A 14,888-nucleotide genomic window follows, 5' to 3' on the forward strand; every position below is an offset into this window, starting at 1 on the left:
GAGATGCTCATGCCATCCCGTGCCTTGTCCGTTTCCCTGCTGGCCGCGGTCGCCGCCCTGGCCGGCTGCGCATCGGCTCCGAAGGTGGCGCAGGTGGACCCGTCCACCCGCCGCCCGGTCAACGACCCGGTGCACATCGAGATGCTGCGCGCCAGGACCGATCTCGAGCGCGCCCGCACGGAGCTGGAGCTGCAGCGCCGGCAGCTCGCCGCGCAGCGCCTGATGGAGCAAGCGCGCATGCAGCCGGTGGTGCTGCGCGCCACGCGCGACCCCGCCGTGCTCACCGCCTCGACCCGGGGCGCGAACCTCGTCTACACCGCGCGCTTCCCGCTGCGCAGCACCCGGCTGGCGCTCTCGGCCCAGGCCCGCGCGGCGCTGATCGACGCCGCACGCCAGGCGCCGCTGGTGATGCTGCGCGGGCGCACCGATGCCACGCGCGACAACCCCATCGATACCCGGCTGGCGCAGCAGCGCGCCGAGAGCGCGCGGGCGCTGCTGGCGGCAGGCGGCGTGGACCCGGCGCGCATCCGCGTGACGTGGCAGGGCGCGGGTGACACCGTGGCGCCCACGGACACGGCCGAGGGCCGCGCGCTCAACCGCCGCGTGGAAATCGAGCTCTACAACCTGCCGCCCGAGATGCTGCGCCTGGAGGACCTTGCCGCCGGCGCAACCGTAGCCTCGGCAAGGTGAGGCCGCGATGGACAACGCGAAGCCCCACGAGCCCCGGCTGCTCACCTACACCGTGCCCGGCCCGTTCGAGCTGGTCTTCAAGGACAGGGAGCGCGACGCGCTGTGGTTCACCGACGCGCGCGCGGCCGGCGCCGCGTTCTACGGCGTGCGCCACGACCTGCTGCCGCGCGTGGTGCGGCACGAGACGCTGGTGACGCAAGACCGGCAGGACCCCACGGACCGCACCGAGTCGCCCAGCAAGGCACCGGTGGCCGTCACCTGGCCCGCTGCCGACAAGCCCGGCGGCTACGAGCACGTGTTCCTGGCGCACTGGCCGGACTTCCGCGCCGGCTACGAGGAGGCGCGGCAGCGGCAACCGCACAAGGCCGTCAGCGTCAGCGACCTGGCCGAGCCAGGCCTCCCACCGGGCGAGAAACCGCGATCCGAGCGCAGCGACCTCATCGACCACCACGCACCCATGAAAGGAGCGGCCATGGACGAACAGCAACCCGGCAGCAGCGACAACAGCATCCAGCCCGCACCGGTGCCAGCTCCTGCAGGCGACCAACCCCAGGACGCCCAGGTACCGCAGCAGCCACAGGCCGCCTCACCGGCGCGGGAGCAGCCGCCTGCGCAGGCCCCGGCTGCCGCTCAGCAGCCCCAAGCGCCCGCCGCCGAGCAGCCGCAGGTCTCCGAGGCTCCGCCGCAGGTGCAGGTCCAGGTGCAGCCAGCGATACAACCGGCTGACGACCCGGACGCGCGGGCGCGTGCCCAGCGCCGACAAGCCCTGGTGGACGGACTGTCCGAGCGGTTCACCGTGCGCGGCAACGACTACTGCTTCATGCGCGATGGCCAGGTGGCCTTCACCGACCACGGCAACCGGCTGGCCACGAAGTCCGACACGCCGTTCGTGGCACGGTCCATGGTGGACTTGGCCGAGGCCAAGGGCTGGGACGCGCTCACGCTCAAGGGCAGCGAGGACTTCCGGCGTGCCGCGTGGCTGGAAGCCGCATCCCGTGGCCTGGAGGTGCGCGGCTACAACCCCACGGTGCAGGACCGGCAGCAGCTGGCCGAGCGGCAGCCGGCACAGCAGGCGCCGCAGCACAACAGCATCGAGCCCACGCCAGGCCTGCAGCAGGGCGACACGCAGCGCCCCGGCGCGCCGGGAAGGGACCAGGCCACCACCACGGCACAGCCAGTGAAGGCCGAGGGCAGCACGAAGCAGCAACACCTGGAGGTGATGCAGGCGATCCTGAAGCAGCAGGGCGTGGAGCCGTTCCAGGCCAGGGCGGTGCTGGCCCGCATGGCCGAGGTGATGGACGCCAGGCTCGCGCGTGGCGAGCCGCTGCCCCAGCTCAAGGTCTTCGACGCCCGGGCGCAGACGCAGGCGCCGATGCACGTGCCGCAGCCGACGCAGCAGCCCGTGCGCACGCAGACGGTGAGCCGCTGATGGTCCCCACCCGGCTGGCGGACGGCAGCATCGAGGCGCTGAAGTGGCTCGGCCTGCTGCTCATGGTGCTCGACCACGTGAACGCGCACCTGCTCGGTGGCCGGGTGGCGCCGATGTACGCCGCCGGCCGGGTGGTGATGCCGCTCTTCAGCGCGCTGTTGGCCTGCAACCTCGCGCGCGGCACGCCCGGCGCGGCATGGCGCACGGCACGCCGGGCGGTGCTGTTCGGGCTGCTGGCCACGCCCGCCTTCTGGGCCCTGCACGGCTCGTGGTGGCCGCTGAACATCATGTTCACGCTGGCCACCGGTGCCGCCGCCATCGCGCTGCTGCAGGCCGGCCAGCCGCTGCTGGCGCTTTCGCTCGGGCTGGCCGCGGGCTACGTGGTGGAGTTCTGGTGGCCCGCCATCGGCGCCACGGTGGCGGCCTGGGCCTGGTGGCGCTCGCCGTCCTGGCGCTCGGCCCTGGCCTGGTGCGCCTGCATGTCCCTGGTCTGCCTGCTCAACGGCGACGCCTGGGCCTTCGCGGTGGTGCCGCTCGTGGCCGCGGCAGCACGCCTGCCCGTCCGGACACGCCGCCTGCGCTGGGTCTTCTACGCGGCCTACCCGGCGCACCTGATCGTGCTTTGGAGCCTGCAGTGACGCAACGGACGTTGAGCATGCACCCCGGCGCCGCGGCACCCGATAGGCCGCCGGTCATGAGAGGAGCCATCCCGTGAAGCCCGGCCCCTGGCGCACCCGCCTGGCCGTCATCGACGCCGTGGCATGGCCGGCGCTTGTCGGCGGCTACATGCTCGAGTTCATGCACACCTCGCAGGCCTCCGGGAACATGGGCAGCACGCTGCTGATGCTGGTGTTCGCTTGGGGCCTGGCGAAGCTGCAGCGCGCCCTGGGCCGGGAGGCCTGCCCCCGGCCCTACAAGTTCACCACCTGGCTGGTGGCGCGAATCCTCATGGCCATGGGCGTGTTCGTCCTGGGCATCAAGGTCACCACGGGCGGCTGAAGGTGCCAGGCGGCAGCCGCACTGCCTGAAGGAAGGAGCCCGACGTGAGCAACCTCGTGAGCCTGGGCGCGATGCCCATCGCGGACAAGGTGACGCGCTTTCTGCAGGCGCGCTTCTACTCGGTGCAGCTGGCCGCGCTCGAAGCGTCGGCCGCAGCCATCGGCTGCGCCTTCGTCCAGCGGCCCGATGCGCATGAGATGCCCGCCGATGTCGAGGAGCACCTTGCGTTCGCCGTGATGCTGGCGCGGGAGGCCTGTCTGGCGCCCAGCGACGGGCCGCAGGCGCACTACTGCACGGCCCAGGCCAGGCTGGAGGAAGGCTACGCGACCGCCCTCCTGCGCGAGATCACGGCCGCGCTCGAGGCGCTGGGGTTGCGGCTGCAGGTGCGGCCCCAGGGCTTTGACTGGGAAGCCATGCGGGCGCAGCGGCTGGGCTGGGAGAGCCGGGCGCACTGCCGGCCCCTGGCGTCGGCGGTGGATGCAGATAGGGCTGCACCGGTGGACGCGGCAGCAGTGGATCAGTTCGTTGCTGACTTCTTCAACAACCGCCCGGGCAACGGAGCGCGAGCATGAGTAAGCCCAACGGAATCGACTTCGATCCGGCGCTGTTCGGCGACGAGCCGGCACAGGGTCCCACCGCACCGCTGTCTTCGCGCGCCGCGGCCCGCCGCCGGCGCTGGCCCCTGGTGGTTGGACTCGGCGGCCTTGTCGCCGCCAGTGTGGCTGCTGCCGTCAGCGCCCTGCCAGGCAGCGGCCTCGGCCACGGCATCAAGGCACGGCTCGACGCCCGGGACAGCGAGGGGGTGATGCTCGTGGATACGACGCCAGTGCCAACGGCCTTCCAGGCCGTTGCGTCGCCATCGAGCAGTTGGTGTGGCGAAGGGGACGTCCTGTGCACCACGGTCACGACGGCCCACCCGGCCGAGACCCTGCGCAAGCTCGTCGCCGCCATGCCGCCCGGCACAGGCAGGCAGTACCGCATCAGCCTGTACCTCACCCCGATCTCCGAAGGCGAGACCGACGATGCGGAAAAGCCGCGGTAGGCCCACCCCGTGCAAGAGATGGCCTGTCATGGCCTTGGACGGCCCCGTCCACGGCATGCAGCTCCCCTCACGGACCGCCACCACCAGTGGCGCGGCTCGCGCCCACGGTCTGGCCACCAGCGCGTGCGCCACGAGTGCCCGCCACATCCCAACCATCAGCGTGAAGGGCCACCAGCCATGAAGACCCTTGTGCTCGTCAACCAGAAGGGCGGCGTGGGCAAGTCCGCCATCGCCACCGTGCTGGCGCACTATCTCGCCGGCCTCGGCCTGCGCGTGCTGGCGGTGGACCTCGACCACCAGGCCAACATGACCAAGCCGCTGACGCTCTCGGGCAAGGCCGTGGTCTCAAGCACTACTGCCGACAAGGTGCTCACCGACGCGGCCGCCACGGTCGAAGTGGCTCCGCTGGTGCTGCTACCGTCCAACTCGCCGACGCTGCTTGCCCTGGAGCGGCAGCCCGACAGGCACACCGAGTTCGCCAGGAACGTGCGCGGCTTCCTGCGGCGCATGAGCACGCAGTTCGAGGTGGTGATCATCGACACCAACCCCAACCCCGACATCCGCGTCGTCGCGGCCCTGGTGTCGGCCACGCACGCGCTGTCGCCGATCCAGCTCAACCAGGAGTCGCTGGATGGCATCCGGGCGCTGTTCAACCACGAGCGCGTCGGCGTCGCGCGCATCAAGGAACGGCTGAACCCGCATCTGGAGTTCCTCGGCATGGTGCCCACCATGGTCGAGAACACACCCTTCCAGCGCCGCAACATGGAGACCCTCATGGGCTCCAGCAGCTACCGCGAGCGCGTGATGACGATGGGCGGCAGCGACGGCCGCGGCGAGGGCGGCCCCTTTGCCATGATCCCGAAGCGCAGCGTCGTGGCCGAGACACAGGCCTCGGGCAGGTACCTGCCGGAGATCAGGAACCAGACCGCGGCGCGCGACGCGTGGCGCGAGATCGAGCCGGTGCTGCGCCGAGTCGCCCACCTTCTGGGAGTGGCGTGATGGGAAGCCCGGCCACCGTGGTGCTGGACGAGGACCTGCTGGACCTCGACAGCCTGGATCGCCCGCGCGCCGAAGGCGGCCAGCCGCTGCTGCTGGACCCCGCGACCATCCGCGCCAGCCGCTGGGCCAACCGGCACGAGGCCTCCTTCCATGGCGCGGACTTCGAGGAGCTCAAGGCCGAGATCGCCGACGCCCAAGGCAACGTCCAGCCCATCAAGGTGCGGCCGCTGCGCGAGCCCGACGGCCTCGTGGCGTGGGAGGTCGTGTACGGGCACCGACGCCACCGGGCCTGCCTGGAGCTGGGCCTGCAGGTGCAGGCCGTCGTCGGCGAGCTGGACGACCGCGGCCTGTGGATCGAGATGGAACGCGAGAACCGTGGGCGCCGCGAGCTTTCCGCCTGGGAGCAGGGAACGCAGTACCGGCGGGCGCTGGACGGCGGGCTCTTTGCCTCGATGAGCGCGCTCGCGCGCTCCATCGGACGGCAGCCCAGCCAGGTGTCGCGCGCCATCGCCATTGCCGAGTTGCCGGCACCCGTCGTCGCCGCATTCGCGTCGCCCAACGATCTCCAGTTCAACTGGGCGGACGAGCTGAAGCGGGCGCTGGAGCGCGATGCTGTTCGGGTGCTGGAGGCGGCCGAGGAAGCGAAGTCGATGCGCTTGCCGGCCAAGGCCGTGCTGGAGCGCCTGACGGCGGTCCTGTCCGAGCCAGGCGTTGCACCATGCAATGCCGATGCACACACGTCGCCAGCGCCGGGCGTTGCACCATGCAACGCCCAGCAGGATCAGCCGGTCCCCTTGCAGCAGGAGCGGCACCACGCCGTGGGCGCCCCGGCACCTCGTCCGCCGGTCAAGACCGCGGACCGCGTGTCGCAGGCCCCCGTGCTGCTGGCCGAGCACCAGGGGAAGCCGGTGGAAATGAACACGTGGCGCGTGCCTGCTGGACAGGGGCAGGTCTATGTCCGGCCCCAGGGCTCGACGCAGTGGCAGGCAGTGCCGGCGGCCGGCCTGAGGCTGCTGGGGTTTTGCGGGTCCCGTTGAGGTCTCATCGGCCGGGCGTGCATGCCGCAACGGTCAAGCCGCAATACGCGCGACTGCACTCAGGGTTCCCTGAACAAGAGAAATCGTCAATTCACTTCTAGTGACGGAGGCTCCATGGATCGCCAACGAGGCAACCGCGAGTTCCCCTTGCAAGGGCAAGCCCTCGAGCCGCGGGCAGCCGGCAGGCGCTTCCTGGGGCGGTGCGTGCTTGTATGGCTGGCCATCGGTGCAGCCGTGTCGCTGTGTCCCGAGCCACTGGGCACGGCGATTCCGATGGGCTTCCTGCTGCTGGTGCCGGGGGTGGCGCTTGCCATCGGGCTGCGGCGGCAGGCGCGGCCGGGGGCGATGCCGGTGGTGGGCGTCGCGTGCCTGGCCGGCTCGACGTTGATCAAGGTGCTGGTGGCTGAGGGGGTCGTGTGACGCGGGCCGGGCGCGAGCTGCTCAGCGTGGACCTGGGACCGCTGAAGGCGCAGGCCGAAGCCCACTGCACGCAGCACGGTCAGAAGGTAGGCCGCTGGGTACGTGGCCTGGTGCGGGATGCCCTCGTGACTGCCGGCGTCGATGCCGTGCAGGACGAGCCCGCGGCACGGCCAGCGGCGAGCCGGCGCCTGGGGGCGGAGTACTTCACCTTCACGGCACGGCTCTCGCAGCAGGAGTCGCAGGCGCTGCTCGAGGGTGCGGCGGCAGCAGGGGTATCCCAGGTGGAGTACCTGGCGCGGCTGCTCATGGGCGACAAGGCCGGCCGCTCCCGGCTGGAGACCCTGGGGGCACTGGCGCAACTGAGCGAGCGGCTGCTGGGCGTGGGTGCCCAGTTGGCCGGGATGGCGCATCAGCTGGACGGGCGGCTGCCGGCCGAGGATCAGGCGCTACTGGTGAGCGTTGCGCGCGAGGCTCGGGCGCATGCCAGGCTGGCCGCGGAAGTGGCGCAAGGGCTGCGCACGACCCGCCGCAGTGCCGGGCGGCGCGGGAGGCGGGACTGATGGACACCCGCCAGGTGGACGGCGTGTTGCTGCGCTGGGGGCAGGAGCTGTTCTACCCGCACGCGAGGAAGGCCCGGCCGGGGTCGGACAGCACGCTGCCCTGGCTGCATGCCGGCGGCCACGTGGCGGCCGGGACGATCCGCGACCGGATCAGGGGTGTGGTGCGTGGCGCGCCGCAGGTCGTGGTGAAGATCACCGGGGGCGGGTGCGGCATGCGGGCCATCCTGCGCCATCTGAACTACATCACCCGGCGCTGCGAGCTGCCGCTGACGGACGAGGATGGGCGGGAACACCGCGGGCGCGACGGCCTGCGCCACGTTGCCGACCTGTGGCGCTATTGCGGCTCGCTGATTCTTGCCGAGGGCGACCGGCGCGAGGCGCTGCAGATCACGCTGGGCATGGTGGCGGACACCGACCCCCAGGCGCTCCAGGCCGCGGTGGCGGCGTTCGCGGCGCAGGAGTTTGCCGGGTACCGCTATGCCTGGGTCTACCACGGAGACCAGGCCAACCCGCATGTCCACCTCGCCGTGCGGATCGAGAGCAAGGACCTGCGCCAGCGGCTGCACCCGGGGCCGGCCGACCTGCTCCGCTGGCGCGAGCGGTTCGCGCTGGCCCTGCGCGACCGGGGCATCGAGGCCGAGGCCACGCGGCGCAGCACGCGCGGCACGGTGAAGGACGATGACCCGATCTGGAGAGTGAAGGCGCGCGCGGCGGGCACGCTGCGCCACGACCCGCATGGAATCACGATGCCCTCGCGGACGATGGAGCAGGCGCTGACGGCGTGGGGCCACGTCCACAACGCGCTGGCCGCGTCGCCGGACCCCGCGGACCGACAGCTCGCGCGCGAGGTCAAGTCGTTCCTGTCCGGTACGCCGATGGTACGGCACCTGGCCGGGCGCGCACTTGCGCAGGAGCAACGTCACCAACAAGCACATGAAGCCGGGCTGCGCGAGCGACCAGAAGCAGTGAAAGGACAGTGCCAGCATGGTGATCTCTGGCAGGGCCGTACCCTTTCGAGGTCCGGGCGGTAGGTCTATTGCCGCTACGGTTGGGGACGCATTCAAAGACAAGGCAATAGCAGCGTCACCTGCTGCGCCGCAGGAAAGCCGGCGGCACCCTGGCCGTGAGCCACACCCCGTTCTCGGCCTGGTGGAAGACAAAACCTTGCGCGTGCATGCGTGCGGCGTCCACCACGAGCACCACCGGCAGCCCGTAGCGCAGGCCCACGGCCCGGGCGGTCTGCTCGTCGGCCGACAGGTGCACGTGGTGCCGCGAGCCGGGCTTGAGGCCTTCCCGGCTGACCGCGGCGACGAAGCGCGAGGCCGTGCCATGGAACAGCACGTCGGGCGGCTGCACGGGTTCGAACTGGCGGTCCACGCCGGGCGTCGAGTGACCCTGGACGGCGCGGATGCGACGGCCGTCGACCGAGAACTCGAAACGCTTCTTGTCGTTGGTGGCGACGACCTGCTCGACGAGCTCGCGCGAGAGCTGCCGCCCCTGCCGGGCCGCACCGGCGACGAGTTCGTCCACGCTGCCCCAGCCCTCGGCGTCGAGCGCTAGGCCAATGGCTTCGGGCTGGTGGCGCAGCACGAAGCTCAGGAACTTGCTGGCCTGCACGAGCCTGGTACTCATGCCGGTCCCTGGCTGGGGTCAAGGGCAAGGCGTGCCAGCAGCGCCGCGACGGCCGCTTGCGCCTGGCACTGCTGCCAGTATGGGCTGCCGAGTGTGCAGGCACAGCGGGTGCCTTCGTTGCCCTGGCAGTCCTCGTGGAACACCGCAGCGCCACGGGCCCCGTTGCCGATGTAGATAGTATCCACGGGGCACCCCAGGTCCGCAGCAATAAGCCTCAGGACGGCGTCGTACTTGACGGTAAGCGCTTCGTTGACCGGAAACAGCCGCTTCATGGGCCGACCTCTGCTGCTGGGTAAACACGGTTTGCCGCTGGCGCGGCCGGTGCCGAAACCCTCGGGCACTGGTGCCGACATCACGACGCCCGGCCCACTTACGGGCAACCGGCGTGCGCCGGCGCGCTGACGATGCACGTCGCGTCACGTGGCGATTCAGCACGGCGTTCTCCGGCAGCCGGCCACGGCGAAATGCCGGTGCGCACCAGCAGCCGTCTCAAGGGCCCGGCCGCATTCAGCAAGGAGCCAGCCAGACGTGGTAGCCGTGCCGCACGGCCTGCTCTATGGTCGCTGCCTCCACGGCGCCCCGAGGCCCGAGCACACGCCGGAGCTCGCGCAGCGCGGCTGCGAGCTGCTCCAGGCATGCGCTGCACCACAAGCCCGGCAGTGCCGGATCACGGGCGGTCTGCAGCACCGTCCTGGCCATGTGCCGCAGCACGCCGACCTCGTCGAACACGCCCAGCCGCGCGAGCTTGGCGCCGCCGAGCACGTAGTGCTGGATGCGCTGCGGCTCGCCGGCATGCCGGGCGCAGCGCACGTCGGCCTGCAGCGCCTGCCAGCGCTGCAGGAGCTGCTGCACCGGCCACGTCATGCGCATGGCTAGGGCCGGCAGTGCGAGGGCGTCGGGCAGGCATGGGCGTCCAGGGTGGAGCGGTGTGCCGCCGGCGGGATTCGATGGGGTGAGCTCGTTCACTGCGACGTTTGCGGCCTTGCGGAAGTTGCAGGAAATGGACACTTGGCGCCTTGCCGGCGTCACAGGCCCGGGGTTCGGCGCCGAGCTACCGCGGTACCAGCGAGACACCAGCCGCTACGGGCTCGGTGCGAACCGGAAGAAGAGCGGGCGGCAGCCGAAGCTGCGCGGGACGGGAACGGAAGCCCGGGGGAAGGAGGAGCATCGGCCCGCCCCGCTGGGGCGCCCTGTGAACCTTGACGGCGCTGCGGTTGCTGCCGCAAGCACCTGGGGATCCATGGTGGCGGCGAAGAATTAGACGAGGCTTAGGCAGCCCGCCGGCATCGGGACACGGGCCTGGCGGTCATGGGCCGGGCTCTTGGCGGTCTCCCCGCGGGATGAAGAAAGGGCGGCAGCGCCAAGGCTGCAAGGGATGGGACGGAGGGGAAAGGCCAGGGGAAGCGCCCCACCCCGCTGTCGATCGCCCTGTGATACCTGTTCGCGCCTGGCGGCGCGGCTTCAAGGCGCCGTGTGCCGGTGCGCTGGCGTCGCCAGGCCCGCACCCGCCGCTGGACGCCGCGGCGCTGCGGGCTGTCCCGGCTGGGTGAGCCGCGCGCGCAGCTGCTCGTCCGGGGCGTCGAGCGTTTGGGCATCGCCCTTGTCCGCCGCGCGCTGCATCTGCTTGGGCGTTGGCGTCGGCGTCGAAGCCGTGGCGGGCCTGTGGGGGCGGCGCCATCGGCCGAGCCGGTGAGGCAACCGCTGGAGATGCCGCCTCGGCCGGTGGCGCCGCCGCAGCCGCTACGGTCGCCACCGGCACTTCCGCCCGGCCGGCGTGCATCGGCATCGCGCCCAGGTCGATGTCCGGCTGCTGCGGCGGCTGCAGCATCGGCGGCTCGGCCTCGCCCGCGACCACCGCGCGCACGGCGTCGGGGTCAGCCATGGCGCCCGGGTCCAGCGCGCCGGCCTCGCTGCGGCTGTCAAGCCCGGCGGCCAGCGCCAGCGCGTCGCTGTCCGACAGCGGCAGGGCCTCGCGCTGCAGCTTGATGGCGTCCTCCCACGCCACCCACGGCGTCTCGGCCAGGCGCCGCTCGGCCGCCGCGCGCTCCTTGGCCGTCTCGGCTGCGTCCACCGCGCGCACCAGGGCGTTGTACGTCTCGCTGCAGGCGCGGACCTTCGCTGGCTCACCAGCGCATGGTGGTGTTCAATGGCGGAGAATCCTTTCTCGTAGTCGCCGAAACACTGGACGGCCAGCGGGAGGTGTATGACGAGCAGATGTGGGCCGCTTTCCAAGCTCTCCTTCCCGCACCGGAACATGACCAAGCTGAAGAAGGCTGAACGCTGGTCCACCAGCATCGGGCGCATCGGCAACCAAGCTGTGCGCGAGGCACAGGCTCGCAACCGTGCGCTCGGCATCCCCAACTGGTATTCGCTCAACGGCCGCCTGGTCAGCGATGCGGGCGTGACGCGTGGCTCGGCCACGGTGAGCACGCCACGGCAAGACAAGGTCGACGCACGGACCAGTTGACCGGGGCAGTCGCCTCACGGTTGGAAGCCGTGTTGAGCTGGATTCGATCGCACCCGGCGTTTGCCCCGCACCGTGAACGGCACCCAGTGGCGCGATTGATGAAGCACACCTCCTTGTGCAGAGAAGCGGGCAGCGTGCGCTGGCAAACGCTGGAACCTTGAAGCGGATCAGGAAGAACCGGGCTGGTGGGTGGCGGATCACGTCCGCATGGCACGGTTCGTCACCCCAGCTGTGCCGCTGGACTCATCTTGGTAGACGCCGAATGCTGACCATGATGAGCACGACGCCGCCGAGCAGCAGCGCTGCGAATACGGACACGGCGCCTTGCAGACCCAAGGCATCGGTCAGTGCTCCAAGTCCTATGGTGGATGCGGCGGAGCCCAGGTAGCCCGCCACCAGGTACATCGATGCGAGCTGTGCATGGCGGTTCGGTGGCGCAATCTCCGTCACGGCCCTGGAGGAGCCGACGAAGCCCGCTCCGTAACCAATGCCGCCCGTGATGGCGGCCAAACCCAGGCACCATGCCGAGCCTGTTTCCAGGGCGCCCATGCATCCCGCCATGGACATGACCAGCAATACGAGGCCCGCCTGCACGGTCGTGCGTCTCGCAAGGCGCGGCGCTGCCATCTGGCTGCACCCAGCCACGACCTGGAACAGCGCGGCGACAAGCCCGGCGCCTCCCGTGCCCAACCCCAGCAAGACCTTTCGTGCCAGCGTCGGGCCAAAAGCCATGAAAGCGGCACCCACCGACCAGGCTGCGACAACCACGGCGCAGGCCACGATGAAGCGTCGGCGCACCGGTCGGAACTGCCCGGACCAACTCGGCTGTGCAAGCGGCGAAGAGGAGGCTGACGACGCCCTCGACGCCCCGGGCCAGGGCCCTCGCAGCAGCCCGGCAATGGCCGCAACGGCCAGCAGTGCATCCACCACGAACGGCAGCGCCGTGGGCCAGACCCCCAGGTGCAGTGCAGCCGATGCGGTCAATGGCCCGAGCGCCGCGCCACTGGTGAACGCGAGCGTGGCGATCATGGCCGCACGCGGCCTGCGGCCCGATGCTGCATCGAGGTCGGCCAGCGCGGCCGTGCACACGCCGCTCAGGGCACCGCTGCCAAGTCCGGTGAGCAGCCGCCCAAGGAACAAGCCCGTCAGGCTCGATGCCCAGGCGAACACCAGGGAGCCCGACAGCACCACGACCAGCGCAGGCACGATCACGACGCGACGGTCTGCATGGCGGTCCGACACACGCCCCATCGTCATCAGCGACACCAGCACGCCCACGGCATAGACCGTGAACAACGCCGTCAGTGTCGTGGATGAGAAGTGCCAGCGCGACTGGTAGACGCCATAGAGCGGCGACGGCGCCATGCTGCCGAATAGCGCACTGCCGAGCGCCAGCGCCAGGAAAGCCCGCGCTGTCCCGATCGATGAGCTCACGTCCAAGGAATGGCTGATGTCGAACGGGGGAATCGGACGGGCTGCCGGTCGCCCTTGACGCCAGTGCCAGCCAAACAGCTCATGCCGGCTTGGGCAAGGCAGCCGCCCGCTGCAGCCGCGTCGCAGCGGCCGAAGTGCTGAACCCGGCCAGTGCGTTGCGCTCGACAGCAGGGGGCAGCACGCGCTGGCGCTGTTGCCCCATGCGTGCGCTCAGATGTTCATGATCGCTACCGCGCGTGCGTTCAGGTACGCATCGAGTGCCTCGGGACCGCCCTCGGACCCGTAGCCGGAGTCCTTGATGCCGCCGAAGGGCATCTCCGCGCTGGGCATGGCCGGCATGTTGACCCACAGCATGCCGACTTCCACGCGGCGGGTGAGCAGATCGGCGTTCCTGAGCGACTTTGTGAAGGCGTAGCCCGCCAGGCCGAAGGACAGGCGGTTGGCTTCCGTGATGGCGTCCTCCAGCTTGTCAAAGGAGCGGATCGCCGCGACAGGCCCGAAGGGCTCGTCGTTGAAGATCTTTGCCTGCAGCGGCACGTCGGCCAGCACGGTCGGCTCCCAGAAGTTGCCGGCGTCGCCGATGCGCTTGCCGCCAGCCAGCACCTGGGCGCCGGCCTTCACCGCGTCCTCGTGGAATTCGGCCATCGCCGTGAGGCGGCGCGGGTTGGCCAGCGGGCCCATCTGGATGCCTTCGGCCAGGCCGTCACCTACCTTCAGGCCCTGCGCGTACTTCACCATCTGCTGCGCGAACTCGTCCTTGACGCTCTCGTGCACCAGGAAGCGCGTCGGCGAGATGCAGACCTGGCCGGCATTGCGGAACTTGGCGGCACCGGCGGACTTCACGGCCAGGGCGATGTCGGCATCCTCGCAGACGATCACGGGGGCGTGGCCGCCGAGCTCCATCGTCACGCGCTTCATGTGCTGGCCGGCCAGCGCGGCGAGCTGCTTGCCCACCGGAGTGGAGCCGGTGAAGGTGACCTTGCGGATCACCGGGTGCGGGATCAGGTAGCTGGAGATCTCGGCGGGGTTGCCGTAGACCAGGCCCAGCACGCCCGGCGGGATGCCGGCGTCGGCGAAGGCCCGGATCAGCGCGGCGGGGCCGGCCGGGGTCTCTTCCGGCGCCTTGACCAGCATGGAGCAGCCGGCAGCCAGCGCGGCGCTGACCTTGCGCACCACCTGGTTGATCGGGAAGTTCCAGGGCGTGAAGGCGGCCACGGGCCCTACCGGGTCCTTCAGCACCATCTGCCGGATCGCCAGGTTGCCACGGGGCGGCACGATGCGGCCATAGACGCGGAAGCCTTCCTCGGCGAACCAATCGATGATGTCGGCCGCAGCCAGGGTCTCGCCCTTGGCCTCCGCCAGCGGCTTGCCTTGCTCCTGCGTCAGCAGCGGGGCGATCTCGGCGGCGCGCTCGCGCATCAGGGCGGCGGCCCGGCGCATGATCTTGCTGCGCTCGGCGGGCGTCATGTCGCGCCAGGTCTCGAAGCCTTTCTGGGCGGCTTCGAGCGCCTTGTCCAGGTCAGCCTTGCCCGCGTGGGCGACTCGGCCAATTTCCTGGCCTGAGGCCGGGTTGAACACGGCGAGCGTCCTGCCGTCCGCGGCATCGAGCCACTGGCCGTTGATGAAGAGTTGCGTGTTGGGATAGGTCAAGGATGTCACCGTACGGTTTGCTGCGCCAGCAGATGCTGACAAATGCCTGCGAGCCGGACTCTAAGCGGCGCGAGCGTTGCGCTCGCTGCCGGCGGTGCATGAACCCACTGCCAGCATGCCCGCACGCGCTTCTGGCAAGCATAACGCCCAGGCTGCCGGGAACGCAGACCGCCAGTGGGCGAAAGGCAGCCGCAGCTCAGGCCTCAGCCTTCGCACGCGGCCCCAACCTCGAAGCCATAGGCATGCGTGAGCGCCATGGCGCCGCGAATGCCTGCGCGGCCAGACCGGCGCCATCGATGACGGCCAGTCCGTAGGTAGTACTGGCATTGATGCGCAACGGCAGATGGGTTGTTGCGTTGGCAATCAAATTCACATAATTGCTATTGAAGCGCACCAAGTGCAAGAGACTTCAGTTTGCTGTTTAGCAGTTGCTCCGACTCTCTTTATGTCAACCTAGGTTGATAAAACAACAACTTTGATAGCTGTACTTGGCGTGTGCGCGTTTGCAGTGCCCGCAGAAAATCCGCAC

The 14,888-nt window shown here is 70.4% G+C and carries 20 protein-coding genes; 13 read left to right on the top strand and 7 right to left on the bottom strand.

The features are described 5' to 3' along the window. Positions 1 to 9 precede the first annotated feature (9 nt). The 11 genes from H537_RS48755 to H537_RS40545 all read left to right on the top strand — a co-directional run bounded on the left by H537_RS48755 (position 10) and on the right by H537_RS40545 (position 8,207). Positions 10 to 690: an OmpA family protein gene (locus H537_RS48755; RefSeq protein WP_169516935.1), complete on the top strand. Its 681-nt coding sequence runs from the start codon at positions 10 to 12 to the stop codon at positions 688 to 690. Between the two features lie 7 nt (positions 691 to 697). Continuing rightward, entirely contained in the window at positions 698 to 2,119 is a 1,422-nt protein-coding gene (locus H537_RS40525; protein ID WP_043458015.1) for an LPD7 domain-containing protein, read from the top strand. Beyond that, positions 2,119 to 2,757: a TraX family protein gene (locus tag H537_RS40530; RefSeq protein ID WP_043458016.1), complete on the top strand. Its 639-nt coding sequence runs from the start codon at positions 2,119 to 2,121 to the stop codon at positions 2,755 to 2,757. Before H537_RS40525 ends, H537_RS40530 begins: the two co-directional genes overlap by 1 nt. A 73-nt stretch (positions 2,758 to 2,830) precedes the next feature. Further along, positions 2,831 to 3,118: a hypothetical protein gene (locus H537_RS0101875; protein ID WP_028996556.1), complete on the top strand. Its 288-nt coding sequence runs from the start codon at positions 2,831 to 2,833 to the stop codon at positions 3,116 to 3,118. A 44-nt stretch (positions 3,119 to 3,162) separates the two neighbouring features. Further along, entirely contained in the window at positions 3,163 to 3,690 is a 528-nt protein-coding gene (locus H537_RS0101880; RefSeq protein ID WP_028996557.1) for a hypothetical protein, read from the top strand. Further along, complete coding sequence (locus tag H537_RS0101885; RefSeq protein ID WP_028996558.1) at positions 3,687 to 4,160, top strand: hypothetical protein; 474 nt, start codon at positions 3,687 to 3,689, stop codon at positions 4,158 to 4,160. The genes H537_RS0101880 and H537_RS0101885 overlap by 4 nt, the downstream gene beginning before the upstream one ends. 177 nt (positions 4,161 to 4,337) lie before the next feature. Next, positions 4,338 to 5,159: a ParA family protein gene (locus tag H537_RS40535; protein ID WP_051241559.1), complete on the top strand. Its 822-nt coding sequence runs from the start codon at positions 4,338 to 4,340 to the stop codon at positions 5,157 to 5,159. Beyond that, a complete protein-coding gene (locus H537_RS48760) occupies positions 5,159 to 6,196 on the top strand; it encodes a ParB/RepB/Spo0J family partition protein (protein WP_051241562.1) in 1,038 nt (345 codons plus the stop codon). The genes H537_RS40535 and H537_RS48760 overlap by 1 nt, the downstream gene beginning before the upstream one ends. 114 nt (positions 6,197 to 6,310) lie before the next feature. Next, on the top strand, positions 6,311 to 6,616 hold the full coding sequence (locus H537_RS0101900; protein WP_043458017.1) for a hypothetical protein: 306 nt from the start codon (positions 6,311 to 6,313) through the stop codon (positions 6,614 to 6,616). Then, positions 6,613 to 7,176 (top strand): hypothetical protein, encoded by a 564-nt coding sequence (locus H537_RS0101905; protein ID WP_028996560.1) that lies wholly within the window; start codon positions 6,613 to 6,615, stop codon positions 7,174 to 7,176. Before H537_RS0101900 ends, H537_RS0101905 begins: the two co-directional genes overlap by 4 nt. Continuing rightward, positions 7,176 to 8,207, top strand: coding sequence for a hypothetical protein (locus H537_RS40545; RefSeq protein WP_051241564.1), 1,032 nt, complete (start codon positions 7,176 to 7,178; stop codon positions 8,205 to 8,207). Before H537_RS0101905 ends, H537_RS40545 begins: the two co-directional genes overlap by 1 nt. A 52-nt stretch (positions 8,208 to 8,259) precedes the next feature. Here the strand turns inward: H537_RS40545 and H537_RS0101915 are convergent, their stop codons facing one another. From H537_RS0101915 to H537_RS50545, 4 genes are all read right to left on the bottom strand, one after another. Then, the gene (locus H537_RS0101915; RefSeq protein WP_028996561.1) at positions 8,260 to 8,808 is read right to left on the bottom strand and encodes an RNA 2'-phosphotransferase; all 549 of its coding nucleotides are present in this window, start codon (positions 8,806 to 8,808) and stop codon (positions 8,260 to 8,262) included. Beyond that, positions 8,805 to 9,080 carry a hypothetical protein gene (locus H537_RS0101920; protein WP_028996562.1) on the bottom strand — a complete coding sequence of 92 codons (276 nt, stop codon included), beginning with the start codon at positions 9,078 to 9,080 and terminating at the stop codon, positions 8,805 to 8,807. The genes H537_RS0101915 and H537_RS0101920 overlap by 4 nt, the downstream gene beginning before the upstream one ends. 235 nt (positions 9,081 to 9,315) lie before the next feature. After that, positions 9,316 to 9,678: a hypothetical protein gene (locus tag H537_RS0101925; RefSeq protein ID WP_028996563.1), complete on the bottom strand. Its 363-nt coding sequence runs from the start codon at positions 9,676 to 9,678 to the stop codon at positions 9,316 to 9,318. A 436-nt stretch (positions 9,679 to 10,114) separates the two neighbouring features. Further along, positions 10,115 to 10,879, bottom strand: a complete 765-nt coding sequence (locus H537_RS50545; protein ID WP_156901302.1) for a hypothetical protein — start codon at positions 10,877 to 10,879, stop codon at positions 10,115 to 10,117. A 62-nt stretch (positions 10,880 to 10,941) separates the two neighbouring features. Between H537_RS50545 and H537_RS52215 the strand changes: the two genes are divergently transcribed. Beyond that, entirely contained in the window at positions 10,942 to 11,085 is a 144-nt protein-coding gene (locus tag H537_RS52215) for a hypothetical protein (RefSeq protein ID WP_156901304.1), read from the top strand. After that, positions 11,063 to 11,275, top strand: coding sequence for a hypothetical protein (locus tag H537_RS0101935; protein WP_028996565.1), 213 nt, complete (start codon positions 11,063 to 11,065; stop codon positions 11,273 to 11,275). Before H537_RS52215 ends, H537_RS0101935 begins: the two co-directional genes overlap by 23 nt. A gap of 243 nt (positions 11,276 to 11,518) precedes the next feature. On the opposite strand, the gene H537_RS40550 is transcribed toward H537_RS0101935, so the two are convergent. The 3 genes from H537_RS40550 to H537_RS52220 form a co-directional block, all read right to left on the bottom strand. Then, positions 11,519 to 12,709 (bottom strand): MFS transporter, encoded by a 1,191-nt coding sequence (locus H537_RS40550; protein ID WP_238446587.1) that lies wholly within the window; start codon positions 12,707 to 12,709, stop codon positions 11,519 to 11,521. A 210-nt stretch (positions 12,710 to 12,919) separates the two neighbouring features. Next, entirely contained in the window at positions 12,920 to 14,359 is a 1,440-nt protein-coding gene (locus tag H537_RS0101950) for an NAD-dependent succinate-semialdehyde dehydrogenase (protein WP_028996566.1), read from the bottom strand. A 196-nt stretch (positions 14,360 to 14,555) separates the two neighbouring features. Next, a complete protein-coding gene (locus H537_RS52220) occupies positions 14,556 to 14,756 on the bottom strand; it encodes a hypothetical protein (RefSeq protein ID WP_156901306.1) in 201 nt (66 codons plus the stop codon). Positions 14,757 to 14,888: the final 132 nt, after the last annotated feature.

The organism is Azohydromonas australica DSM 1124 (assembly GCF_000430725.1).
In the GTDB taxonomy this organism is placed as follows: domain Bacteria; phylum Pseudomonadota; class Gammaproteobacteria; order Burkholderiales; family Burkholderiaceae_C; genus Azohydromonas; species Azohydromonas australica.

What these genes read in the sequence shown, in the direction of transcription:
- H537_RS0101920 (WP_028996562.1), bottom strand. Translation starts at nt 9,080, where the DNA reads ATGAAGCGGCTGTTTCCGGTCAACGAAGCGCTTACCGTCAAGTACGAC.
- H537_RS40530 (WP_043458016.1), top strand. Translation starts at nt 2,119, where the DNA reads ATGGTCCCCACCCGGCTGGCGGACGGCAGCATCGAGGCGCTGAAGTGG.
- H537_RS0101935 (WP_028996565.1), top strand. Translation starts at nt 11,063, where the DNA reads ATGACCAAGCTGAAGAAGGCTGAACGCTGGTCCACCAGCATCGGGCGC.
- H537_RS40535 (WP_051241559.1), top strand. Translation starts at nt 4,338, where the DNA reads ATGAAGACCCTTGTGCTCGTCAACCAGAAGGGCGGCGTGGGCAAGTCC.
- H537_RS48755 (WP_169516935.1), top strand. Translation starts at nt 10, where the DNA reads ATGCCATCCCGTGCCTTGTCCGTTTCCCTGCTGGCCGCGGTCGCCGCC.
- H537_RS0101900 (WP_043458017.1), top strand. Translation starts at nt 6,311, where the DNA reads ATGGATCGCCAACGAGGCAACCGCGAGTTCCCCTTGCAAGGGCAAGCC.
- H537_RS0101925 (WP_028996563.1), bottom strand. Translation starts at nt 9,678, where the DNA reads ATGCGCATGACGTGGCCGGTGCAGCAGCTCCTGCAGCGCTGGCAGGCG.
- H537_RS40545 (WP_051241564.1), top strand. Translation starts at nt 7,176, where the DNA reads ATGGACACCCGCCAGGTGGACGGCGTGTTGCTGCGCTGGGGGCAGGAG.
- H537_RS0101915 (WP_028996561.1), bottom strand. Translation starts at nt 8,808, where the DNA reads ATGAGTACCAGGCTCGTGCAGGCCAGCAAGTTCCTGAGCTTCGTGCTG.
- H537_RS52215 (WP_156901304.1), top strand. Translation starts at nt 10,942, where the DNA reads ATGGTGGTGTTCAATGGCGGAGAATCCTTTCTCGTAGTCGCCGAAACA.
- H537_RS0101885 (WP_028996558.1), top strand. Translation starts at nt 3,687, where the DNA reads ATGAGTAAGCCCAACGGAATCGACTTCGATCCGGCGCTGTTCGGCGAC.
- H537_RS40525 (WP_043458015.1), top strand. Translation starts at nt 698, where the DNA reads ATGGACAACGCGAAGCCCCACGAGCCCCGGCTGCTCACCTACACCGTG.
- H537_RS48760 (WP_051241562.1), top strand. Translation starts at nt 5,159, where the DNA reads ATGGGAAGCCCGGCCACCGTGGTGCTGGACGAGGACCTGCTGGACCTC.